Origin of the sequence: Absicoccus intestinalis, from assembly GCF_033971885.1 — a bacterium.
GTDB classification, from domain to species: Bacteria; Bacillota_I; Bacilli_A; order Erysipelotrichales; family Erysipelotrichaceae; genus Absicoccus; species Absicoccus intestinalis.
On record NZ_JALBUS010000002.1, the window covers coordinates 134,604 to 159,671 of the forward strand.

The following is a 25,068-nucleotide window of genomic DNA, read 5'->3' on the forward strand; positions in this document are numbered from 1 at the left end:
ACGAATTTAAAAAAAGAACAGTGTTTGGCACTGTTCTACTTAAAAGCACGCTTAAAACGTTCGAACGGCGATTCCGACTGTCCATCGCGAATTTTTTCATACAATTCCCGATCTCGTTTGGATACTCGCTTTGGAATTTCAACTTTGACTTCTACATATTCATCGCCCGTACTTCCACGACGAGATTTTACACCTTTGCCTTTTAGACGGAATTTCGTATTGGGCTGGGTTCCCTCGGGAATCTTTAATTCAACATCGCCATACACCGTAGGCACTTGGATCTTCGTACCAATGGTCACATCAATGGCACTGACCGGTACAGTGATATAAATATCATCGCCCTGTCGTTTAAAGGTTGAATGTGGTTTTACATGGATCTCAATATATAAATCACCATTTGGTCCACCATTTACACCACGTTCTCCTTTACCGGCAATACGAATCTGTTGACCGGATTGAATACCTTGTGGAATCTTGATATCCAATTTTTGACGCTTATGCTCATAACCCTTACCATGACACTGATGACAAGCATGCGTTACTTTCTTACCAGTACCATGACATTCTGGACAAACCGTTTGTTGCTGGATGACACCAAACATACTTCTTTGTTGGGTCATGACATATCCGGTACCATGACAGTGTGGACAGGTTTGTACATCCGAAGGACTTTCGGCACCTGTTCCATGACAATGGCTACAAGGCTCATCCACTTCAAGCGAAATGGTTTCGGTCTTGCCAAAGATCGCATCCATAAAATCAATGCTCATCTGCATGACGCGATCATTTCCTTGACGTGGTGTATTGGCTTGTCGACGTGAGGATTGACCAAAACCACCAAAACCACCACCAAAGAAAGAACCAAAAATATCATTTAAATCGCCAAAATCACTATAACCACCAGAGAATCCTTGACCAAATTGACCATCGACACCTGCATGACCAAATTGATCATATTGTGCACGTTTCTTTTCATCACTTAAGACTTCATAGGCTTCATTGATTTCCTTAAATTTTTCTTCTGCATCAGGCGCTTTATTCACATCCGGATGATATTTCATAGCCAATTTACGATAGGCCTTTTTAATTTGATCCGGTGTTGCATCTCTCGAAACGCCGAGCACTTCATAATAGTCTCTTTTTTCATCTGCCATGAGACATCATCCCTTTCTTTGTAGACGCATAGAGTTCCACAATTGTGGAACTCTTAAAAAACTAGTTCTTTTCCGTGTATTCGCCATCAACAACATCATCATTGGTGTTATGATTTGAATCATTGGATTGTGGCTGACCGGCTTGTTCATACATAGAGGCACTGGCTGCTTGTGCTGCTTTTTCCAATGCATCCAATTTTGTACGGACATCGTCCATATTATTCTCATCTAATGATTTTTGCAAGTCATCGCGCATTTTCTTTACTTCATCGGCTTGCTTTGCATCGATCTTATCTTTGTTGTCTTCCAACGTTGCATCGATCTGTGCGATCAAACCTTCTGCACGGTTACGTAAATCAATTTCTTCTTTACGTTTTTCATCCGCCTCTTTGTTGTCTTCGGCTTCACGAACCATACGATCGATTTCTTCATCACTCAAACGAGAAGAGTTCTGGATCGTGATATTTTGTTCCTTGCCTGTAGCTTTATCTTTGGCACTGACATTTACGATACCATTGGAGTCGATATCGAAGGTAACTTCAATTTGAGGCACACCACGACGAGCTGGCGCAATTCCGGTCAACTGGAATTTACCTAATTCTTTGTTGTCGTTGGCCATTGGTCTTTCACCTTGTAAGACACGGATATCAACGGCAGGTTGGTTATCGGTAGCTGTAGAGAAGATTTGTGACTTACTCGTTGGAATGGTTGTATTACGTGGAATCAATACGGTCATTACACCACCCATTGTTTCAATACCTAAAGACAATGGGGTAACATCCAACAACAAGACATCTTTGACATCACCACTTAAGACACCACCTTGAATGGAAGCACCAATCGCAACAGCTTCATCTGGGTTGACACTGTGGTTTGGTTGTTTACCTAATTCACGAGCAACGGCTTCTTGTACCGCTGGGATACGAGTCGAACCACCAACTAACAAAACTTGATCCAAGTCACTAGGGCTCATATTGGCATCATTCAATGCATTACGGATTGGTTGCATCGTACGATCAACCAAAAACTTTGTCATTTCATCAAAACGTGCACGTGTCAACGTCATATCCAAATGCAATGGACCAGCAGGACCTGCAGAGATAAATGGCAATGAAATTTGTGTCTGCATGACACCAGACAAATCTTTCTTAGCTTTTTCAGCAGCTTCTTTTAAACGTTGTAAAGCCATTGGATCGTTCTTCAAATCAATACCATTTTGTTTCTTGAAATCTTCAGCCATCCAATCTACCAAAACGTTATCAAAATCATCTCCACCCAGATGGGTATCCCCATTGGTAGACAATACTTCAAATGTACCATCGGCTAGATCCAAGATGGAAACATCAAATGTACCTCCACCTAAGTCATAGATCAATACTTTTTGTTCTTTATCTGTTTTATCAATACCATAAGCCAATGCAGCAGCTGTTGGTTCGTTGATGATACGTTTTACATCCAAACCAGCAATTTTACCAGCATCTTTTGTTGCTTGACGTTGCGCATCATTAAAGTAAGCAGGAACGGTAATAACAGCTTCTGTTACTTTTTCACCTAAATAATCTTCGGCATATCCTTTCAAATATTGCAGGATCATTGCAGAAATTTCTTCTGGTGTATATTTCTTTCCTTCCGCTTCGACTTTCTGGCTTGTACCCATCAAACGTTTGATGGAAGAAATCGTATTTTTATTTGTGACAGCTTGACGCTTAGCCGCATCACCAATGATCTTTTCGCCATCCTTAAAAGCAACAACACTTGGCGTTGTCCGATTACCTTCAGGGTTTGGAATTACTTTTGGCTCTTTACCTTCCATTACTGCAACACAACTATTTGTTGTACCTAAGTCAATACCAATAATTTTCGACATAATCAATTCCTCCTTTATTCGCTTACTTTCACAAGTGCAGGTCGCAAAATGCGATCTTTTAACATATAACCCTTTTGCATCACTTCAATGACCATACCTGGCTCGGTATCTTCTTTCTTTTCTTGCATCAAAGCCTGCATGGTATTGTGATCAAATGGTTTTCCTTCGGCATCAATTTCTTTCACGCCTTCGTTTTCCAACACACGCTGCAACTGCTGGTAGATCATTTCGAATCCCTTTACATAGTTTGTAAGTTCTTCATTTTCTGAATCCACCTTGATGGCCATTCCCATATTGTCCACAATTGGTAATAGCTCTAAACCAGCTTGTTGAAAACGATATTTCTTCGCATTATCCGCTTCTTTTTGTAGACGCTTTTTCATATTTTCCGCATCCGCATACGCACGAGCACGATCATTTTTTGCTTGTTTCAACGCAGCTTCCAATTCTTTGATCTTTTCATCTCTTGGATCCACCTTGTTGATCTTTTCTTTTACTTTGTCTTTGACCGATTTCTTTTCTACTTGCTCTTTCGTATCTTTCGGTGATTTGACATCTTCCGCTTTGACCTCTTCGTCATTTGTCTTTTTCGTTTCCTGATCCATCGGAAAAGCCTCCTTCCGTAAACACATCTTCAATTACATCGCTCATATAATCCATTAGCGCAACCACTTTCGAATATTGCATTCGATTGGGTCCCACGACCATCAGTTGCCCCTCTTCGTCATTCTTCACATGAAATTTGGTGGATACCACCGAGACATCGCCAATCTGTAAGACTTCATTTCGCTCACCTACATGAATGGCAATATTTCCTTCTTGATCCGTCCATTTCTGAAACAGATCACTATTTTCCAAAATTTTCATCAATTGCTTCAATTTTGAAATATCACTAAATTCTGGTTGATACAACATGTTGCTTCGACCAGATACCGCAACTTTCTCCGTCGCAAATTTCATAAACGCAGTCACAAAAGCTTCAAATAAAACTTCACTTCGAACAATTTTAGCACTCATCAATGGCTTGATTTCTTCCATTTTCGATATCACTTGATTGATGGGCGTATCTTTTAATTGGTCATTGAAGATATCGCAACAGGTTTTCATATCATTAACGGAAACATCTTCATCAAATTGAAACATCTTATTTTCAATATGACCCGTATCCGTCACGATGATCGCCACTGCACTTCGTGCATTGATGGGAATCAATTGCACATTTTGTAAGGTTTGTTGCGAACTATCCGGTCCCAATACGATACTCGTAAGATTGGTCATGTCGCTAAGGACATCACAACTTTTCTGAACCATTTCATCCAATGAAAATTGTCTTTCCGAAAATACTTGTTGGAGGGACACTTTCGTTGGCATATCCAGATCCGTGACCATCAAATGCTCGACATAATATCGATATCCCAATTGTGAAGGAACTCGACCACTTGAAGTATGGGTCTTTTCCAATAATCCATATTTCTCCAATTTAGCCATTTCATTTCGAATGGTGGCTGAAGAAACAGGAAAATCCAGTAGCTCCATCAACGTCTTCGAACCAATGGGTTCTGCACATCGAGTAAACTCTTCAACAATGGTTTTAAATATAACTTTTTGTCGTTGTGTCAACTCCATGAAGGGACTCCTTTCTAGCACTCTTATTCCACGTCTGCTAACAGTATATCACAATAATTAGCACCGTCAACTAAAAAGTGCTAAAAAGTTGATAAAAAAAAGAGAGAATGATTTTCCCTCTTTATGTCACTTGTTCAAATTGACTATTGTACAATTTCGCATAGAAACCATTCTTTTTCAACAACTCTTCATGATTTCCTTGTTCAACGATATCTCCATTATTGATGACCAAGATCGTATCGGCATCTTTGATCGTAGATAGACGATGTGCAATCACAAAACTCGTTCGACCTTCCATCAAATGGTCCATCGCTTTTTGGATCAATCCCTCCGTTCGTGTATCCACACTGGAAGTGGCTTCATCCAAGATCAAGATCTTATGATCAGCCAATATTGCCCGCGCAATGGTCAACAATTGTTTCTGTCCTTGTGAGATATTGCTGGACTCTTCATCCAATACGGTTTGATAGCCATCCGGCTGTTGCATGATGAATTCATCGGCATGAGCGGCTTTGGCCGCGGCCATGACTTCTTCATCCGTGGCATCCAAACGACCATAACGAATATTTTCCATGATCGTGCCATGGAATAACCATGTATCTTGAAGGACCATGCCCAACAAGGAACGCAAGCCATTGCGATCAAATGTACGAATATCATGTCCATCAATGGAAATGCTTCCACTATTGACATCATAGAATCGCATCAACAACTTGACCAGGGTTGTCTTTCCGGCTCCGGTTGGCCCAACAATCGCAATTTTTTGGCCATTCATAACTTTTGCGGAAAAATCATGAATGATGACTTGATCCGGATCATACCCAAATCGTACATGATCAAATGTCACTTGCCCATCTAAATGGGTTGGATCGGTTGGATCTTCTACGGTTTGTGGTTCTTCTTCTTCCTGTAAGAATTCAAAGACCCGCTCACTGGCTGCGGTACTGGATTGTAACATATTCATGATTTGCGCAATTTGTTGGATCGGCTGCGTAAAGTTACGGATATATTGGAAGAACGATTGGATATCCCCTACTTCAATGGCTTTTTGAATGACTAAAAAACCACCCAATATCGCAATGATGACATAGCCTACATTACCGATAAATTGCATCATTGGCATCATCATGCCTGAGAAAAACTGACTTTTCCAAGCACTTTCATACAAAGAATCATTGGCCTGTTTAAACGTCTGTAAGACTTCTTCTTCTTGATTGTATGCTTTGATCACATTTTGTCCAGCAAACACTTCTTCCACTTGGCCATTGACATCACCCAAATAATTTTGTTGGTCACGGAAATACCGTTGGGAATGATGCATCACAAAAGCAACGATCACGATGGATACCGGTAAGATACAAAGTGCTGCCAAGGTCATCCATCCATTGATTGACAACATCATGATGACAACGCCGATAATGGTCGTGACACTTGTGATCAATTGGGTGATACTTTGGTTGATGCCTTGTTGAAGCGTATCCACATCATTGGTGATGCGAGATAGTACTTCACCATAAGGACGGCTTTCAAAATATTTCAATGGCATCCGATTAATCTTGGTTGAAATATCTTTTCGTAAATTATAACCGACATCATTCGCAATGCCCGCCATCACAATGCCTTGAATAAAAGAGAATAAGGCACTCACCGCATATAGGATCATGACACGAATCAAAATAGCCGCGATCGTATCAAAGTGGATACCCCCTTTTCCTTGTACTTTGCGAACCAAGCCATTGAATAATTCCGTCGTGGCTTGTCCCAATATCTTGGGTCCTACAATGGTAAAAATCGTTCCTAATATGGCACAAATCACCATCACCAACAAGCGAAATTTATAACGCATCATATAGTGAGCCAATGCCGCGAATGATTTTCGAAAATCTTTTGGTTTTTCAACGACACGGCCACGACCTGGACCATGGTTCTGTCTTGGTTGACGATCACTCATATGCCAATTCCTCCTGTGATAATTGCGATTGTGCGATTTGTTGATACACATCACATGTTGCCATCAATTCTTCATGACTACCTTGTCCGACCACTTTGCCATGATCCAAAACTAAAATCTGATCGGCATGCATGATCGTACTGATTCGTTGGGCCACGATAATCGTTGTGACATCGGCTGCTTTTTCTTTCAATGCTTTTCGTAAACGGGCATCCGTCGCAAAATCCAGTGCACTGAAACTATCATCAAACACTAAAAATTCAGGATGCTTGACGATGGCACGAGCAATAGCCAATCGTTGTTTTTGTCCACCTGAAACATTGGAACCTCCTTGTGAAATATGAGAAGAAATGCCTTGCTCTTTTTCACGCACAAAATCTTCCGCTTGTGCCATATCGATGGCATCCCACAATTCCGATTCGGATGCATCTTTTTTACCAAACCGCAAATTCGATGCGATCGTGCCGGAAAATAACACCGATTTTTGTGGGACAAAACCAATACGATCACGCAAAGTCTTCAAATCGATATTGCGAATATCAACATCATCCATTAATATAGATCCTTCAGTTACGTCATAGAAACGGGGAATCAAGTTGACCAAGGTTGATTTTCCGGATCCGGTACTACCAATCAGGGCAATAGTATCCCCTTGATGTGCCGTAAAGTTAATATCATCCAAGACTTTTTCTTTGGCACGACCATAGCTAAAGGAAACATGATCAAAAACCAATTTGCCTTGTTTTTCTGGTGTTTGTGGATGTTCGGGTTCTTTAATCGATGATTTCGTATCTAAAATTTCATTGATTCGATTGGCCGACACATTCGCTCTTGGTAAAAAGATCGCAATGGCACTGATCATCAAAAACGCAATGATAATTTGCATCGCATATTGAATGAAGGCCATCATATCTCCGACTTGCAGTTTTCCAGCATCCACGCCATGTGCACCTGAATATACGATCAAAACACTGATGCCGTTCATGATCAACATCATCAAAGGCATCATACAAGACATGGCTCGGTTGACAAATAAATTGGTTTTCGTTAGATCCTGATTGGCTTGATCAAACCGTTTTTCTTCAAACTTTTCCGCTGAAAAAGCACGAATCACTGGAATTCCCGTAAGAATTTCGCGGGAAATTAAGTTCACGCGGTCAATTAATTTTTGTAGGATCTTAAATTTTGGCATCACCACGCCAAATAAGATCGCCATTACCACGGATAAGACACCCACGGCAACGATCAAGATCCAACTCAGATACGAACCGGTCTGCTGCACTTTGATGATGCCGCCAATGGCTAAGATAGGTGCATATAAGACCACCCGAAAGATCATGGTGACAACCAATTGGATTTGTTGGATATCATTGGTGCTTCGCGTGATCAAACTGGCCGTTGAAAATTGATTCATTTCTTTAGCGGAATACGTTAATACCGTTTCATACGTCTTATTACGTAGGTCTTTTCCCAATTCAGCCGCAATTCGACTGGCCAGCAAAGCAACCAAGATGGAACAAACCATTGCCACTACAGCCATAAGGATCATTTTCTTTCCGGTATTCCATAGATAGTCGCTTTGTTTCTGATCGAGATCTACGCCTTGGGCTTTGTATTCTTGTTGCACAAATAAGATAGCCGCTTGTGTGATCATCGTATCGGGATAGTCTTTTAAACGTTTGTTGATTTCTTTGCGTACTTGTGGCATTTGAACTTGCGGTATCATTTGAACCGGAATATTTCGTTTTTCCATAATATAAAGCATCATTTCGGCTTTGGATAACACATCATTCAAATGGTCGTGGGATTTGGTATCCAAATCTTTGACAACATACATGTCTTTTTTCTTTGAATAGGTATAGCCATCTTCAATCGTTTGTTGATTTTTTTCGGTAGAAACATACAAAAGATTTTGCATCGTTTCCGGACGAAAGCTATCGGCCACGGCATCTTCTACACCTTTTTGTTGAAGACCGGTATCCACGATCTTAGAAGTATAGGAAGGGAGAGATAGATCACAATAGGCTTGTCCTAACAACAAGCCAAAAATGATCAATATCCAGATCACATTCTTCCTCATAAATCGAAACATTCGTACCATATTTATTCCCCTTCTTTACTGATTCTTTTTATATTTTGATTGATTTGATGTAAAACATCGATAAATATTTGTATTTTATCTTCAGGAATCCCTACCATTATTTTTTGGATCCCTTTCTGACGTACATCATCCAATTCCTTGGTTAATTGTTGCCCTTTTTCTGTCAATGCGAAATGGATCAATCGCCGATCCGCAATATCAACTTCACTGGTGACATATCCTCGTTTTACTAAAGAATCCATAGATCGAGAAGCTTGTCCTTTATTGACACATAATGCATCGCTCAGATCATTTAGGGTATCTGCATCGGGATGGATATACAATCCATTCATCAAGATCACATCGATCATTTTTAGATCGTGTTTTTTTAAAAAAGCATCCACCGTTTTCTTGATGAGCTGTTTGATTTTTCGCCAAGATAAAAATTCATAGTCTTCCATAGAACTACCTCGTTTCATTTTAAATGATTTACTTTTAAACATTACTACTTTCCGATACATATTTCAACTCGATTTTGTTAGAATACTAATATGAACAAAATTATTTATCAAAATGATGATCGGATCTATGCAGCCACAACCATGCGTGATATCTCTTGTCCGGAAGCGAACAACATGGCCTTACATGTATGTATCGATCCACAAGCCATCCTACAGAATCGCAAACAATTAGAAAAAGAAACCCTTTCCTTGGATCATTGGGCTTTGCCGTGGCAAAAACATACCAACAAGTCTTATCGCATCACCAAGGCTGATTGGTCCAAAGGTGCCTATTCCAAAGACACTTCGATCATGGGTGTGGATGCCATCTATACGACAGAACCACAAACGTTGATTGGTGTATTTACAGCCGATTGTGTCGGTTTATTGTTGATTGATGAAGCAACACCTTGTATTTGTGCAATCCATTCTGGTTGGAAAGGAACCGTACAAGCCATTACCGATAAGACCGTTCATCAATTATTGGAAGAAAACCTTTTGCATCCCGCATCAACCAGGGCCTATTTTAGTCCGAGTCTTCAATTTGAAACCTTAGAGGTTGGTTTGGAAGTAGTTAATCAATTGAAAGACAACCATATTGATATGGATGGTTGTATCCGATATATGCCCAATCATAAAGCGTATATCGATAATCAAGGTATGAATATCAAAATGTTAGAAAAATATGGAATTACCCACATTTATCCTTCGACCTATGATACAAAACCAGATCCACATTGTTTTTCTTATCGTCGTGATGGTAAGACGACCGGTGAACATTTCACCTTTGCCTATATCAAGAAATAAGATTGGTTGACAGCCCCAAAAAAAGGGCTGTTTTTTTTGAGACCAAAAAACAGCTTCATTTGTATATATAGTGAAAGGGCCCTTGAATAAGGAGGAAAGACAATGAAAATTCCCATCGATGATCTGGTACCAACTTATAAAGACTGCATCTTTCGTACAGCATTTAGTATTACCCGAAATGCTGCAGATGCCGAAGATATCGTCCAAGAAACGTTTTATCAATATGTATTGACAACACGTGATTTTGAAAATGAAAAACATATCAAAGCCTGGCTTTTACGAATCGCCATCAATAAGGCTAAAAATATGCGGATGACATTCTGGTCACAAAAGCGCGTATATTTACCTGATTCTATGTGGGGAACATCTCCTCCCGTATCCGATGATCAAAGATTAATAGAAGCCGTTTTATCCTTACCAACAAAATATCGGATCGTGATCCATTTGTACTATTATGAAGACTATTCTGTAGTTGAAATCAGTAAATTGGTACGAGCAACGCCCAGCGCTGTTAAAAACCGTTTGTTTCGTGCAAGACGCATGTTAAAAGATCAATTAAAGGAGGATTGGCATGATGACGAATAAAGAATGGTATAAACGAGCTTTTTCATCGTTACACACATCGCCTAACTTTACACTACATTTGGACGATAGAAGAGCAACCAGACGGCCTAAAAAATGGGCATTTGCGGGAGCATTCATGGTACTGATCCTAGGCACTTCAACCATTTATGCGGCAAATATTGGTGGCATACAAAGAACGATCCAAATCTGGACACATGGAGAATTGACAGATGCGACGTTGACCATTGACGAAAATAAAGGAACCTACACGATCCAAGATTCGAATGGAAAAGCCATACAAAGTGGCGGTGGTGTAGCTATGGATGCCCAAGGTCATTCACGCTCTTTAACGCCAGAAGAAATTATGGAAGATCAGGCAAACATGGTATCCACGGAAAAAATAGATGGACATATGTATCTTTATTATAAAGATCAAAAATATGATATTACCGATCAATTGGCTCATGATACCTATGCCTATATCACTTTACAAGATGGCAAAAAGACATTGTATGTCACGGTTGTAAAGTCGGGTGGTGTAGCAACCAGTGAAAACCGATATGTCTTACCAAATGAGTTCCATTCCAACTAAAAAACGATAGCGGAAAAACCGCTATCGTTTTCAGCTATTGCCTATGTAAAGCCTATATAGCTAATCGAAATCATTAAGAGTACTTGCGTTTTAACAGGATGATACCTATTAAAGGTAGAATTGCCATTATAGAATACACACGCATATTCATTGGTACACCTGTCTGTGTACTCTTTGGCTTAGTTGGTTTTTCTTTAACAGTTGTATCAACGACTACATGTTTATTCGTGATCACAAATCCGTCTTTAGTATTTCCACTGATAGAAGCTGTATAGCCATCGACCTTGTCTTCACTGACGGTGTACTGGATCTTCTTTCCCGATTGATATGCATCCACATCATTAAAACTTGCTTTCCAGTTATTGTCCGCATTTAAGATTACTGTTTTTCCCGTATCCTTGCCATCGGCCAGCAGATGTACCTTTACTTCTTTGGCTCGTTTGCCATCCTGATCATTCGCATCCTCCCATTTCTTGGAAACCGGGATGGATGTCTTCTCGATCTTATGTGTATTGATCAGATCATAGCCTTCTACTTTTGCAGTATATCCAGCTACCTTATCTTCCTGGACGGTATATTTGATTTCTTTGCCGTTTTCATATTTTGGCAGATCATTAAACGTATATGACCAATTGCCTGATACTTCCTTGGATTGGACCTCCTTGCCATCAGCCATCAAATGCACAATGATCTTATCTGGTCGCTTGCCATCCTGGTTGTCATTGTCTGACCAGGTCTTCTTGCCGCTGATATCGATCGTTGCCGTCTTATGTCTGTTGGTGATGATATAGCCTTCGATCGCATTGCCTTCAATAACGGATTTGTATCCATCTGGAACCGATACTTCTGCAATACTGTATTGAATCACTTTGCCTTTCTTCTTGGCATCCAGATCTGTAAAGGATCCATTCCAGTCATTGTCCGCATTCAAGGTCAATGTCTTATCGGTCTTTTCTCCATTCGCTAAAAGCTGTACGGTAATCGCTTCTGGTCGGATGCCATCCTGATTTTCTGCATCTTCCCAGATCTTCTTCACATTCACACTGGTCTTGCCTGGATCATGTTTGTTCGTGAAATCATATCCTGATTGTGTCGTGCTATAATCAGCAACCGCATCTTCACTGACGGTATATTCAATTTCCTGTCCCTTCTCATATTTTGGCAGATCAGTAAACTGATAGTTCCAGTTGCCATCTTTGTCTGCTTTGACCTCTTGTGTTTTGATCTCTGTGCCATTGGCCATCAAACGGATCATGATGCTCTCTGGTCGAGTGCCATCCTGGTTGTCATTGTCTGACCAGGTCTTCTTGCCGCTAATATTTACCTTTTCAGTCTGATGATGATTCTTGATCACAAATCCGTCTTTGGCATTTCCACTGATAGAAGCTGTATAGCCATCGACCTTGTCTTCACTAACGGTGTACTGGATCTTCTTTCCCGATTGATATGCATCCACATCATTAAAACTTGCTTTCCAGTTATTGTCCGCATTTAAGATTACTGTTTTTCCCGTATCCTTGCCATCGGCCAGCAGATGTACCTTTACTTCTTTGGCTCGTTTGCCATCCTGATCATTCGCATCCTCCCATTTCTTGGAAACCGGGATGGATGTTGTTGCTACTTGGTTATCGAAAGTAATGGCATCAACATTCGTTCCATTTTTCTGATATGTTGGATTGGCAAGGATTCGTCCTGTTTCATTGCCGGATGCATCGTATTCCAATTGCGGTGTTACCGTAACTGTGTATTCACTATTATCATATGTATATGTATTATCGGGCCCCGGCACTTCTTTTATTGTGTATGTATAGGTCTTACCAACATCATTTTTATCATAGGAAATTTCACGGAAATGGATTTGTCCATTTTCGTCATTTTTCTTTGTTTGAAGTACTTTTCCTGTAGATGTTAGCAATTGAAAATTAAATTGTCCTTTATCCGGTTTTTGTGATCCATTGATTGTTTTATTCGCTGTTAGAGTCAGTCCTCCACCGTATTTAACGGTTTTTGTGGTATTCCCACCTACAGTATTTTTGACGGTGTATCCAATTGGTACATCTGTCATATCCACAACAAATCGTACATAGGTTGTCATCGATCCTTCGATTTTTTTGATATTTGTGATATGGATATCTTGCGGATTGGTAGTATCTTGTTGAATGGAAAAATAGTCATTGGATTCAGCACTCACATATTTGACATGTGGATCTAAATGATCAATCAAACGAATTTCATTTTTCGCAAAACCATTACTATTCCAGAATTTGATAGTATAGGTAACATATTGATCGCTTGGATCACTAGAAATAATGGATTTATCTACGCTTTTCTCACCATTAGAGGCACTGTTATTTCTTCCTTGTAAGACATAGCTTCGATTTTCTTGGTGTCGACTTCCATCTTCCGTATATGTAATTGTAGCTGTATTTGTAAACTTTGAGGTATTGGATCCTTCTGGGATATCTACCCAATAATTGATTTGGATAGCATCTTCTAACTCTCCTGGATAATAGAAATTCAGTGTTTGTCCTGAAAGCTGAACCGAATATAGAGATGGATCAATTACCTCACTGGTTGATGTATTGATTACTTCAATTGGTTTTGACAAATTCAATGTCATTCCATCGGGTATGATGTCAACAATATTAAAATCTGAAATTTTCCCTTTCTTATTATTGATGAGCAATCGATATCGAATCGTAGCTGATTGACTTAAGTCAGCCACTCCAATTTGTGAGGCACTATCCCCATTCCCTTCCGAATAATCATATCCACCAAAGGAAACGCCATCATTACCGGCAGCATCTTTCATGATCGTATCTGTATATATGCCACTTCCTCCCGAAGAACTGACCGGAAGAACGGTAATTGTTTTAGATGCATCGCCTACCGTGATATCATCGGTTGTTGTGGTATCGGCATGCATGCTCACATAAGCACTAAAGCTACCAGATAAACCACTTTCAATTCCTTGCGCAAGAACCAGCTTATATTGCCCGTTACCTAAATCAATAGAATTGGTAAAATGTTGGGCATTTAGGGAAAATTGAACGTGATTCGCAATATCCGTTGGAATGGATACGATAATATAATCTCCTGCCGTAGCACTTTGTTGATCAATTGTGTAGCGAACCGAGACAATCGCTGTGGTACCCGATTGAAAGGTATCATTGTTGGTACTGATCGATGCATGAAAATAAGAAGATACATCTTGACTTACTTGATTTTGTACATTGTTTAGTTCCGTTGTCGTATCCTCTGTCGAAGTAGTATTTTCTGCTGATTCGGATGATGTATTAGCTACTGCCGTTGTTGGGTCATCCATTGAATTTGCTTGTATCGTTGTTGCATTGGATCCGAACACACCAAAAAACATAACGACAACTAAAAAAAACGATATTGTTCTCTTACTCCACTTGTTCATCTTCTTTCCTCTCCTTTAAAACATTGCATGCTCTTACATAAACTTTACCCCCCTTCCCCGAATAATGTAAATATCGTTTTTTACATATATTTTACTTTCACAAAAAATAACCGAATTATCTATGATAACCCGGCTATTTTGTTTGGATTTGATTTTGTTTTTTTATTCACCGAAATAACGTTTCAACAAACCTTCAAAAGCTTTTCCATGACGTGCTTCATCACGTGCCATTTCATGAACGGTATCATGGATGGCATCCAAGTTTTGTTGTTTTGCTTTCTTCGCTAATTCAAATTTACCTTCGGTTGCACCATATTCTGCTTCAATGCGAAGTTCCAAATTTTTCTTGGTCGAATCCGTTACAACTTCACCTAACAATTCTGCAAAACGAGAGGCATGATCTGCTTCTTCAAAGGCAGCTTGACGATAATACATACCAATTTCAGGATATCCTTCACGCATAGCTACACGGCTCATAGCCAAATACATACCAACTTCTGAGCATTCCCCTTCGAAGTTTGCACGCAATCCTTCAATGATTTCTGGATCCACACCTTTAGCTACGCCAACAACATGTTCAGCAGCCCATTGACGTTCAGCTGTTTCATCCACCAAAACAAATTTGTCTTTTGGTTGTTTACATGTTGGGCATTTCCAATCCGCAGGAAGATCTGCAAATTTAACGCCTTCTACTTCTTCATCATAGATGTGACCACATACTGTACATTTATACTTTGCCATAAAAATTTCCTCCTTTAGTTTCTATTTTTTGATTGGGATTCTTCAAAACATGACGCGCATGTGCCAAAAAACTGAATGGAACACCCCGTGATCTGACCCTTGAATTGATGACTGGCTCTTTTTTCTATTTCCGAAATATCCAGATCATCTTCCATATCATATACACGTCCGCATTTTTGGCAGATGAAGTGATTATGGGGAATCATATTTCCATCATAATGATCCGCACCGATACCTGTTGGTAATCGACGTATGACACCCAAATCTGTCAATACTGACAAATTTCGATAGACCGTACCCAAACTAATATTAGGAAAGATCTTAGATACATCGCTATACACATCATCCGCTGTAGGATGGTCTTTTCGATGTTTGATGTTTTCTAAAATAGCTTCCCTTTGTCGGGTATACTTCAATGTTGCCATGTTTTCTCCTTTTCAATAATAGTAACTATTACTGTTTTTATAATAATCAAAAGAGGGTCTACTGTCAACCCTCTTTTTGAAGAAATTTATTTATTGCGAAGTGGCTTTCCTTCTTTATCCCACATACCAATTCCAGTGATTGCACAAATCATCGAGAAGATAGGCACGATGAAGATAAACCATGCATAAGGAATATATGCATTGGAGCATCCCAATACGCCCATGACATAAATCGTAGCAACTCCCCAAGGAACGATAGGTGCGGATAGAGTTCCGGCATCCTCTAAGGTACGAGACAGTACTTTTCGGTTGATGTTCATATCATCAAAAGTCGATTCAAAAGTTTGTTCTGTAACGATGATCGATACGGTTTGGCCACCAGCTGTCAAGAAATTGACAATGTAACAATAAATCAAGGTTACAAAGACCAAGATGGATTTATTCTTGATAAACTTCAATAAGACATTTTGTGCTAAGACTTCCAAGATTCCTGTGGATGTGATGATAGCACCCATGACAGAAGCAATCATAAATGTTACCAACAATTCGGCCATGGATAGAACGCCGCCTCGATTCAACATAGGATCGACGATCGCTACACCTGTTTTGATGGAGAAGCCATTGAAGGCAAAATTCATCAAATCGACAAAATTTACGCCTTGGAACACCATCGCAAAAAGGACAGATACACAAACAGCCAAGCCCATTCCCAATAAAGATGGCAATTTAAATACCGAAACCAAAATAACTAAGATAGCGGGCAAGATCAATAATAAATTGATATTAAAATTTTTGGATAACGTATCCATGATCAATTTTTGTTGGGCCAGATCCATGGATCCACCACTATAATGAAGACCAGCAATCGTAAATAAGATCAAGGCAACGATTCCTGCAGGCAATGTCGTAAATTGCATCGAATGAATGTGATCATACAATGGAACTTTGGATACTCCACTCGCTAAGTTGGTCGTATCCGATAATGGTGACATTTTATCACCTAACCATGCACCAGAAACGATGGCACCGACAACCAATGGAATGGGAATACTTGTTGTGGAAGCAATCCCCACCATGGCCAACCCCATTGTGGCTACAGAACCAAATGACGTACCGGTAAATTCAGAAGTCAATCCACATAATATAAAAGCCAATGGTACTAAGATCTTTGGTGAAATGACTTTCATGCCATAATACATCAAGCTTGGAACGGTTCCACCTGCCATCCAGATACCGACCAACATACCGACCATGATGACGATCAAAAAAGTTGGCATACAATCGGCAGCTGTTGAAATGATTGATTTTTCAACTTCTTTCCACGGAATCCCTAAGATCTTTGTGATGATGACCGACACAACAACACCGGCAAATACGGACATTGTTGTATTGACCCCAATATTGATCATCACGATCAAGGTCAATACGATTGCCAAAAATGAAATCAACGCAAACGCCGTTGATGGTTTATTTCTCTCCTCCATACTATTTCAATTCCTTTCTCAAAAAGTTTTCTGCACTTTCCATACGTGCTTTTCGATAGGCAAATGACATAAATCGATGTTCTGCCCCAGGTACGATCAATAAATTGGCTCGGTCTTGATAAATCTCTTTGTACGTATAGGAACATTGGCAACTTGCCGTAGTGTCTTGATCTCCATGTACAATATTGACGTGTTTGTCAAATTGTGCCGCCTCTTTGTACGGATCCAATTGAAAACAATCTTGATAAAAGGCATAGCCCATCTTTAATCCTTCGGCATCGGCACATTGGATTTGTTCAATATCCGATACATCGGTCCCACATAATGTCTTGTGTTCGCGTAAGTTGTAGATCAGATCCGGTGCTGGACACCACATTGATAACGCTTTGATTTCATCTTTGTGACGACCAGCTACCATCGACGCAACCGCTCCACCAAGGCTTGTTCCATGTAACGCGATTTTGTGCGGATCCACAAAATTTTGTGCTCGTACAAACGACAACATCGCTTCCGCATCTTTGATTTCACTAGATACAGTCATATCTTCAAAGCGTCCATCGCTTTCACCACTGCCATTCATATCAAATCGAACACTCGCAATGCCGTCTGCACAGAGTCTTTTCGATAATTCTGTATGAACAAAATTGATTTCATTGCGATCATCACAGAATCCATGCAACAAGATGACCATACCAACTGGTTGGCTCAAATCGTCTGGAACATGCATCATGCCTCGAAGTGTCAATCCATCACGAATGATTTCCACATATTTCTCCATGTCATTTTCCTCCCGATGGAGGTATCATACCATAATTTCCCACATTTGTTTATATTTTTCACTCATTTGTTCATAATTTAAATACATAAAAAGCCCCGATATCTTTCTATCCGGACTTGTTTTATGTCCATCGATCAAGCACCTGTCATGGGATGATCGATGGTAATCACTAAATAAACTTTTTTATGGGTTTTTATATGGGCTTCCAAGATTTGGGTCAACTCGGCTTTCGATCTTTTTTCATTAAATGGCACCACTAAATCAAATACTAAATTCGTATGGGTGGGCCCATCCACAATACGGAAATCATGAAAAGTCCAACCTTCATCAATTTCTTTTATCGCATTTTTTACGACCAATCGATATTGATTCGTCAATGGATCATTGATCTTTACCGGATCCATATGAAGGACCAATTCCATTTGTAGCTGGTCTTTGACTATGTGTTCCAAATTATCAATGGTATCGTGAATATCCAAGATATTATCTTCGGCATCGACTTCCACATGCGCACTCGCAAAGACTTGACCTGGACCATAATCATGGATCATGACATCATGTACACCAAAAATTTTATCGTCTTCCATCAGTATTGTTTTCAAAGCTTTGATCGTTTCTGGATCTGGCGCCTTACCAATCAAATCATTCACGGTTTCTTTGATGAGTTGGAAAGCATTGTAAAGGATCAAAACAGATACGATGACACCCATATATCCATCTAAATTCACATGAAGCAGTGGTGAAATACATGTCGAAAGCAATACCGCACTGGTACCAAACAAATCACTGATGGCATCCATGGCCACAGCCTTTAATAAAGAAGAATGATACGTTTTGGACAGGTCCATATTATAGAAATACATATATCCTTTGACACAAATGGAAATTACCAAAACCAAAATAGTGATCCATCGAAAATCAATCGCATTGGGATGTTGGATCTTCAGGATACTTTCTTCCATCATGCGAATGCCTAAGACACATAGAAATAAAGCAATCACAAAGGAGGTCAATGTTTCGGTGCGTTGATGTCCAAACGGATGTTCTTGATCGGCTGGCTTATTCGCAAAATGAAAAGATATGACAGACACAATACTGGAGCCTGCATCTGTTAAGTTATTGATTCCATCAGCCTGGATCGAAATTGAATGGACAATGGTGCCAATGCCAAATTTGATCACAAATAAAAATATATTGAAAAAGATACCCAAACTGCCGCTAATACGACCCACAATATCACGTGTATGCGCAGAAGTTGGATCTTGTCCTTTTGTATATCGTCGAATTAACCATTGAATCATACCCATGATACTAGCATTCCCACTTTTCCTTTTCAATGGATTTTCGTAAGCTGCATAAAACTCTTTATTCTTCATGAAAGTTTATGTTATAATGATCGGGCATGGAGACGTATCGAAGTGGTCATAACGAGCTCGACTCGAAATCGAGTTGTCCATCCGGGCACGAGGGTTCGAATCCCTCCGTCTCCGCCATTGTTATCAAAAGCCTTGAATACAGGCTTTTTTTCTTTACCTGCTTGTAACATACCCTGTTCTGTATCACCAGAAAATATTTTGTGGATCCAGTACAATCTACAAGACACAATGGATAGAGCCCATAATAAAAAGGTCAATGCTCCTGAATATTTTCCAGGCATTGACCTTTTTTCATAAACATTTATTCTTCGCCGTATCGTTCTCGATTTTTCTGAACGATCTCAATGATTTCACTGGCCGTTTCTTCTATGGCTTTATTGGTCACATCAATCACACGACAATGTAGACGATACATGATGTTATTGGCATACTCTAATTCTTTTTCGATCCAATGCACATTGGAATAATTGGCTTCTGGTTCCAAACCAATGGTTTTTAATCGTTCACTACGAATCGAACTTAATTTTTCTTTGGATACGCTCAAGCCAATAATTTTATAGGGAGGCACCTGAAAGATTTCAGGTGGTAATGGCAATTGTGGTTCCAATGGCAAATTCGCCACCTTGATCTTTTTATTTCCCAAATACATGGATAATGGTGTTTTTGATGTACGGGATACTCCCACCAAGACAATGTCGGCATGTAAAAAACCGACAGGATTTTTACCATCATCATATTTGACCGCAAATTCAATGGAACTGACTTTCTTAAAATATTCCTGATCAAGTCGATGCACCAATCCAGGTTCTAGACTGGGTGAACTTGTCGTGATCGTTCCCACCGCACTCATGATCGGTCCCATGATATCGACCGTTGTAATGTAATTTTGTTGGCAACGCACACTCAAATACGTACGTAATTCTGGTGAAATCAATGTATGCGCAATGATCGTGGGTTGATTTCCGATTTCCGCTAACAAGCTATCAATTTGGGAAAACTCGCGAACATTCGGTAAACGAATCATATCAAACGATTCATCAGGAAATTGAGAAATAGCAGCACGCACAACGGTCTCTGCAGTTTCACCAATCGAATCCGAAACAACATAGATTGTCGGTTTGGTTTTTGACACACCATCATCCCCTTTTCTGTTTGGCTAAGTCCACGATGATCTGAGTAAAATTCGTTTTGGTGATTCGTCCACGAATACGAAGGGATCCATCTTCTTCTTGATGAAGAACGGGTAAACAATCCACTTCATGATCAATCATTTTTTGCGCAGCAACCACAATGGATTCCGAATCCAAGATCGTCACCAACTTCGATTTCGGTGTCATGACCATCGAAATCGGAAGTGTCTTCAGATCATCATTGCGCATTGCTGCTTTCAAGAGATCCTTTCGGGATACAATACCAATCAAATGCTCTTGATCCGAGACAAAGACGCTTCCCACATCTTCTGTAAACAGTGCAATGATGGCATCATAAACATGGCTATCGGGTGCTACGACAACCGGTAATGAACAATATTGCTCAACACTTCGATTTAAAAGGGTATTGTACAAAGGATCCATCGGTTTTCCTATATAGTAATAGCCCAATTTTCTTTTGGCACCAATAATTTCCAACGAGGTCAACAGTTCAAAATCTCCTCGTAATGCAGCACGTGTGACATGACACTGTGATGCGATCGCATTGCCTGAAATCGGTCCTTGTCGACGAACAATTTCAACGATCTTTTCTTGTCGGTCACTCAGCTCCATGATTCCACCATCCTTAGTTGTACTTATTTTATCATATTTACCAAGTTGTATCTTCTGGATCCTTGCGACCTTTACCGGTGACTTTGTCTAAAATCAAGCGTTGTTCAAACGATGCCACATTTTTCTTCGTAATCTTGACCATATCCGGATTGACCGAAATATAATCAATACCATTTTGCACAAGAAATTGGGCAAATTCTGGATACACCGATGGTGCCTGTCCACAAATTGAAACCGTCTTACCATCTTGATGGGCCGTTTCGATCAAATGACGAATGGCTCGTTTGATCGCCAAATTTCGTTCATCGAATAAATAGGAAATGCCTTCATTGTTACGATCACAACCCAAAAGGAGCATCGTTAAATCGTTGGAACCAATGGAATAGCCATCCACATATGGATTAAATTGATCCGCTAAAATGATATTTGCCGGAATTTCAGCCATCAAATACAATTTAAAATCATCATTTCGAACCAATCCTTCCTGTTGCATGATGGTCGTGATCTTTTGGATCTCACCAACTGTTCGACAAAATGGAATCATGCAATGTAGATTGATCAAGCCAAATTCTTCTCTCACTTTTTTCACAGCGCGTAATTCCAATTTAAATCCTTCGATATATCGTGGATCATAATAACGACTGGCTCCTCGCCAACCCAATAAATCCGAAGGTTCTACGGGTTCAAATTCTTCGCCACCTTTTAGATTGCGATATTCCCCCGATTTAAAATCCGAGAACCGCAATACAACCGGACGAGGATTTAAGGCCCGAGCCACTTTGGCAATGCCATCAGCCAATTGATCAATGACCTCTTGTGCTCGACCGGTCTTGATCATATACAAAGGATGTTCATGAATAAACGTGGTCCATATAAATTCTTCACGCATCAGCCCAACACCATCACATGGTAAAGATGCGTATTTTTCAGCTAGATCTGGATTTCCTAAATTCATCATGATCTTTGTGGCCGTCGGTGCAAAGTATTCCACTTGGACACTTGTTGCTTCTGGCTTTTCCTTTGGTTTGATCATATCCGCAACTATACCCTCATAAATGATCCCATTGTGGGCATCAACAGTAACTTCCATGCCCGTTTTTAAGACCTCGGTTGCACATTGCGAACGCGATTTTGTCCCCACAATACATGGAATCCCTAATTCTCTAGATACGATGGATGCATGACAAGTCATTCCACCGGCATCGGTAATGATGGCTACTGCTTTTTTCATCGCTGGCACAAGATCGGGCGAAGTCATGGATGTCACCAAAATATCACCAGCTTTAAATTGATCCATATCATCTGGATCCAGGATCACTTGTACTTTTCCTGTGGCTATGCCAGGACTGGCGGGCAATCCCTTCACTAAAACAAGATGATTTGTTGTCATATTGGATACTTCCTTCTTTTCTTTCTTTTTTCGTGACCAAACCGTTTCGGGACGAGCTTGTAGGATCTTGATTTGGTCATCTCTTCGATCTACGGCCCATTCAATGTCCATGTAACAGCCATAATGTTGTTCGATCGCTAACGCAATTTTAGCTAATGCCTTTACTTGATCATCCGTGATCGATGGGGCATGGGCACGATCATCAGGAATTTTATGTTCTTCAACACCACCATCTTCTTTTTGAATCAATTCCACGGGTTTGCGATTGATTTGTTTTCGGACGATAGCTAAATCACTTTTACGAACCAAAAAATTATCCGGTGTGACCGTTCCTTGTACCACATATTCGCCCAGTCCCCAGGCTGCTTCGATCATGATATTTTCATCCGAGCCATTCGAAATATCTACGGTAAACATGACACCTGCAGCCTTAGAGAAAGCCATCAATTGGATGGTTGCGGATAAGGCAACTTCCTCATGAGAAAAGCCTTGTTTTTCCCGATAATAGACTGCTCGATCGGTAAAACAAGAAGCGTAACATTCTTTGACTTTTTCCACAACTTCCGCTTTTCCTCTAACATTCAAATAGGTATCCTGCTGCCCAGCAAATGATGCATCGGGAAGATCTTCTGCTGTTGCACTGGAACGGACCGCTACAAATGGATCCGCTTCTCCTATCTTTTTTGCCAATTGATCATAGGCAACTTCAATGACTTCTTGTAGATCATTTGGCATGGACGCAGCCATGATGATCTCACGAATTTCTTTACACACTTTGGACAGTTCATTCGAATCATCCACATCATGCAAATGGGCCAATGCATCACGAATCTTTTGATTGGTTCCCGTTGCTTCCATGAAATATCGATAGCCATAGGCCGTTGTCGCAAAACCATAAGGCACCGGTGCCTTGGTCTTGGAAGTCATTTCTCCCAATGAAGAAGATTTTCCTCCAACTAATGCCACATCTTCTCTTCGCAATTCATCAAACCACAATACATAGGCTTCTTCTCTTGTTCGCATCGTACTTCCTCCTAAATGATATATATAAAATATACCTTTTGTACTTTATAGTATATACTTTTAAAAGACTTTTTCAATATGTAGTGTATACTTTATAAATAAAAAAAAGACTCCACTAGGAGTATCCATACAATAATTTATGCTTATATAAAAAAAGTCTGAAATCTCGATAAAAGACTTCAGACTGTATTCCTATGCATTTTGAACATTGAAATCTGGATCGTTATCACCATGTTTATAAACGACCTTCAATAAGATCGGGGTAATGATCGTTGAGAAGACTACGCTCAATAAGACCGGGGTAATAAAGATTTGTGGCAACAAGTTTAATGCCATTCCTTTATTGGCCACGATCAAGGCCACTTCACCACGAGAAATCATACCACAACCAATGCGAATACATTGTTCTTTCGAATAATGACAGACGGCAGCGCCCAAGCCACAACCAACAACTTTGGTCAAAACCGCTGCAATACACAAAATGACAGTTAAGGCCAACACTTCACCGGTAAAATGAATCGGTGAAAGTTTTAAACCAATGCTTGCGAAGAAAATAGGCGTGATCAAAATATAAGATACCGTGCCAATTCGTTTGGTGACATATGGACATTGTTGCGTACCCGAAATGATCAAACCTGCAACAAAAGATCCTGTGATATCCGCTACACCAAAGAAAGCTTCCGCAATATAAGCCATGATCAATGCGAACGCAAAGGAAGTAATTGAATATCTTTGTAGACCTCCTCGTGAATCGTGTTCAAACCAAAATTCAAAGGCTTTATGTAAAAAGATGCCAGCAACAATTGCGAACACAAAGAACAAAACAATTTTCAATAAAACAATGCCAATATGCACGGATGTATCCGCCATTCCCGAAACGAGAGTCAAACAAATGATACCTAAAACATCATCAATGACGGCTGCAGCTAAGATGGCATTGCCACTTTCTGTTGCCAAACAATTCATTTCTTTCAATGTTTCTACCGTAATTCCTACACTTGTTGCTGTTAAGATAACGCCTAAGAATAAATTGCCTAGCCAAGCTTCAGGTCCTACATTATAGAAACCACCAATGATATAACCAACGATCAATGGGACAATGACGCCAATGGTGGCAATGATGAACGCTTTGAGTCCTGCTCGTTTTAGATCGGTAATACTTGTTCCCAAACCGGCACCAAACATCAGAATAATGACACCAATTTCGGATAAAGATTCAATTAAATTGCTCATCTGGACAAGATTTAAGCAAGCAGGTCCTAAAAGAATACCAGCAATCAAAGCCCCAACAACACTAGGCATTTGAAGACGACGAGTAAATAAACCAAAAACTTTGGTACTTAATAATATTAATGCGATATCCAACAAATAACGATAATCTGTCATATAGACTCTCCCTAAGGCAAATTGTCTTATTTTACTTAGCTCATTGTACAACATTCAAGCAAAATATACTAAATTTTTTATCTCTTTTACAAAGCACACCTAAACGATTTGTCAACGCTTTTATGATTTTTTCTTGC

At 39.9% G+C, this 25,068-nt stretch carries 20 protein-coding genes and 1 tRNA gene; 4 read left to right on the forward strand and 17 right to left on the reverse strand.

Annotation, left to right across the window (positions count from 1 at the left end):
- Nucleotides 1–35 precede the first annotated feature (35 nt).
- From dnaJ to MOZ64_RS01930, 7 genes are all read right to left on the reverse strand, one after another.
- Nucleotides 36–1,154, reverse strand: a complete 1,119-nt coding sequence (dnaJ, locus tag MOZ64_RS01900) for a molecular chaperone DnaJ (RefSeq protein WP_320324931.1) — start codon at nucleotides 1,152–1,154, stop codon at nucleotides 36–38.
- Nucleotides 1,155–1,215: 61 nt separating this feature from the next.
- Entirely contained in the window at nucleotides 1,216–3,021 is a 1,806-nt protein-coding gene (gene dnaK / locus MOZ64_RS01905) for a molecular chaperone DnaK (RefSeq protein ID WP_320324932.1), read from the reverse strand.
- A 14-nt stretch (nucleotides 3,022–3,035) separates the two neighbouring features.
- Nucleotides 3,036–3,626 carry a nucleotide exchange factor GrpE gene (gene grpE / locus MOZ64_RS01910; protein WP_320324933.1) on the reverse strand — a complete coding sequence of 197 codons (591 nt, stop codon included), beginning with the start codon at nucleotides 3,624–3,626 and terminating at the stop codon, nucleotides 3,036–3,038.
- Nucleotides 3,598–4,647, reverse strand: coding sequence for a heat-inducible transcriptional repressor HrcA (gene hrcA, locus MOZ64_RS01915; RefSeq protein ID WP_320324934.1), 1,050 nt, complete (start codon nucleotides 4,645–4,647; stop codon nucleotides 3,598–3,600). Before hrcA ends, grpE begins: the two co-directional genes overlap by 29 nt.
- A gap of 121 nt (nucleotides 4,648–4,768) precedes the next feature.
- Nucleotides 4,769–6,598, reverse strand: coding sequence for an ABC transporter ATP-binding protein (locus MOZ64_RS01920; protein WP_320324935.1), 1,830 nt, complete (start codon nucleotides 6,596–6,598; stop codon nucleotides 4,769–4,771).
- Entirely contained in the window at nucleotides 6,591–8,699 is a 2,109-nt protein-coding gene (locus MOZ64_RS01925) for an ABC transporter ATP-binding protein (protein ID WP_320324936.1), read from the reverse strand. The genes MOZ64_RS01920 and MOZ64_RS01925 overlap by 8 nt, the downstream gene beginning before the upstream one ends.
- Nucleotides 8,700–8,701: 2 nt before the next feature.
- Nucleotides 8,702–9,139, reverse strand: coding sequence for a MarR family winged helix-turn-helix transcriptional regulator (locus tag MOZ64_RS01930; RefSeq protein WP_320324937.1), 438 nt, complete (start codon nucleotides 9,137–9,139; stop codon nucleotides 8,702–8,704).
- A 90-nt stretch (nucleotides 9,140–9,229) separates the two neighbouring features.
- Here MOZ64_RS01930 and MOZ64_RS01935 point away from each other — a divergent pair, with 90 nt between their 5' ends.
- From MOZ64_RS01935 to MOZ64_RS01945, 3 genes are all read left to right on the forward strand, one after another.
- Complete coding sequence (locus MOZ64_RS01935; RefSeq protein ID WP_320324938.1) at nucleotides 9,230–9,985, forward strand: purine nucleoside phosphorylase YfiH/LACC1 family protein; 756 nt, start codon at nucleotides 9,230–9,232, stop codon at nucleotides 9,983–9,985.
- Nucleotides 9,986–10,087: 102 nt separating this feature from the next.
- Nucleotides 10,088–10,570, forward strand: coding sequence for an RNA polymerase sigma factor (locus MOZ64_RS01940; protein WP_320324939.1), 483 nt, complete (start codon nucleotides 10,088–10,090; stop codon nucleotides 10,568–10,570).
- Nucleotides 10,557–11,141: a hypothetical protein gene (locus tag MOZ64_RS01945; protein ID WP_320324940.1), complete on the forward strand. Its 585-nt coding sequence runs from the start codon at nucleotides 10,557–10,559 to the stop codon at nucleotides 11,139–11,141. Before MOZ64_RS01940 ends, MOZ64_RS01945 begins: the two co-directional genes overlap by 14 nt.
- Before the next feature lie 73 nt (nucleotides 11,142–11,214).
- On the opposite strand, the gene MOZ64_RS01950 is transcribed toward MOZ64_RS01945, so the two are convergent.
- From MOZ64_RS01950 to MOZ64_RS01975, 6 genes are all read right to left on the reverse strand, one after another.
- Nucleotides 11,215–14,565 carry a Cna B-type domain-containing protein gene (locus tag MOZ64_RS01950; protein ID WP_320324941.1) on the reverse strand — a complete coding sequence of 1,117 codons (3,351 nt, stop codon included), beginning with the start codon at nucleotides 14,563–14,565 and terminating at the stop codon, nucleotides 11,215–11,217.
- A gap of 162 nt (nucleotides 14,566–14,727) precedes the next feature.
- Nucleotides 14,728–15,306 carry a ferritin family protein gene (locus MOZ64_RS01955; RefSeq protein WP_320324942.1) on the reverse strand — a complete coding sequence of 193 codons (579 nt, stop codon included), beginning with the start codon at nucleotides 15,304–15,306 and terminating at the stop codon, nucleotides 14,728–14,730.
- A gap of 14 nt (nucleotides 15,307–15,320) precedes the next feature.
- A complete protein-coding gene (locus MOZ64_RS01960; protein WP_320324943.1) occupies nucleotides 15,321–15,731 on the reverse strand; it encodes a Fur family transcriptional regulator in 411 nt (136 codons plus the stop codon).
- A gap of 86 nt (nucleotides 15,732–15,817) precedes the next feature.
- Nucleotides 15,818–17,215 carry a Na+/H+ antiporter NhaC gene (gene nhaC, locus MOZ64_RS01965; protein WP_320324944.1) on the reverse strand — a complete coding sequence of 466 codons (1,398 nt, stop codon included), beginning with the start codon at nucleotides 17,213–17,215 and terminating at the stop codon, nucleotides 15,818–15,820.
- Nucleotide 17,216: 1 nt separating this feature from the next.
- Entirely contained in the window at nucleotides 17,217–17,993 is a 777-nt protein-coding gene (locus MOZ64_RS01970) for an alpha/beta hydrolase (RefSeq protein ID WP_320324945.1), read from the reverse strand.
- A gap of 134 nt (nucleotides 17,994–18,127) precedes the next feature.
- Nucleotides 18,128–19,300: a cation diffusion facilitator family transporter gene (locus tag MOZ64_RS01975; RefSeq protein ID WP_320324946.1), complete on the reverse strand. Its 1,173-nt coding sequence runs from the start codon at nucleotides 19,298–19,300 to the stop codon at nucleotides 18,128–18,130.
- A gap of 97 nt (nucleotides 19,301–19,397) precedes the next feature.
- Between MOZ64_RS01975 and MOZ64_RS01980 the strand changes: the two genes are divergently transcribed.
- Nucleotides 19,398–19,486, forward strand: a tRNA-Ser gene (locus MOZ64_RS01980).
- Between the two features lie 184 nt (nucleotides 19,487–19,670).
- On the opposite strand, the gene MOZ64_RS01985 is transcribed toward MOZ64_RS01980, so the two are convergent.
- The 4 genes from MOZ64_RS01985 to MOZ64_RS02000 all read right to left on the reverse strand — a co-directional run bounded on the left by MOZ64_RS01985 (nucleotide 19,671) and on the right by MOZ64_RS02000 (nucleotide 24,931).
- Entirely contained in the window at nucleotides 19,671–20,501 is an 831-nt protein-coding gene (locus MOZ64_RS01985; protein WP_320324947.1) for a pyruvate, water dikinase regulatory protein, read from the reverse strand.
- A gap of 4 nt (nucleotides 20,502–20,505) precedes the next feature.
- Nucleotides 20,506–21,132 carry a helix-turn-helix transcriptional regulator gene (locus MOZ64_RS01990; protein WP_320324948.1) on the reverse strand — a complete coding sequence of 209 codons (627 nt, stop codon included), beginning with the start codon at nucleotides 21,130–21,132 and terminating at the stop codon, nucleotides 20,506–20,508.
- 37 nt (nucleotides 21,133–21,169) lie between these two features.
- Complete coding sequence (gene ppsA / locus MOZ64_RS01995; protein ID WP_320324949.1) at nucleotides 21,170–23,545, reverse strand: phosphoenolpyruvate synthase; 2,376 nt, start codon at nucleotides 23,543–23,545, stop codon at nucleotides 21,170–21,172.
- A gap of 192 nt (nucleotides 23,546–23,737) precedes the next feature.
- Nucleotides 23,738–24,931 (reverse strand): cation:proton antiporter, encoded by a 1,194-nt coding sequence (locus MOZ64_RS02000; protein WP_320324950.1) that lies wholly within the window; start codon nucleotides 24,929–24,931, stop codon nucleotides 23,738–23,740.
- Between the last annotated feature and the right edge of the window lie 137 nt (nucleotides 24,932–25,068).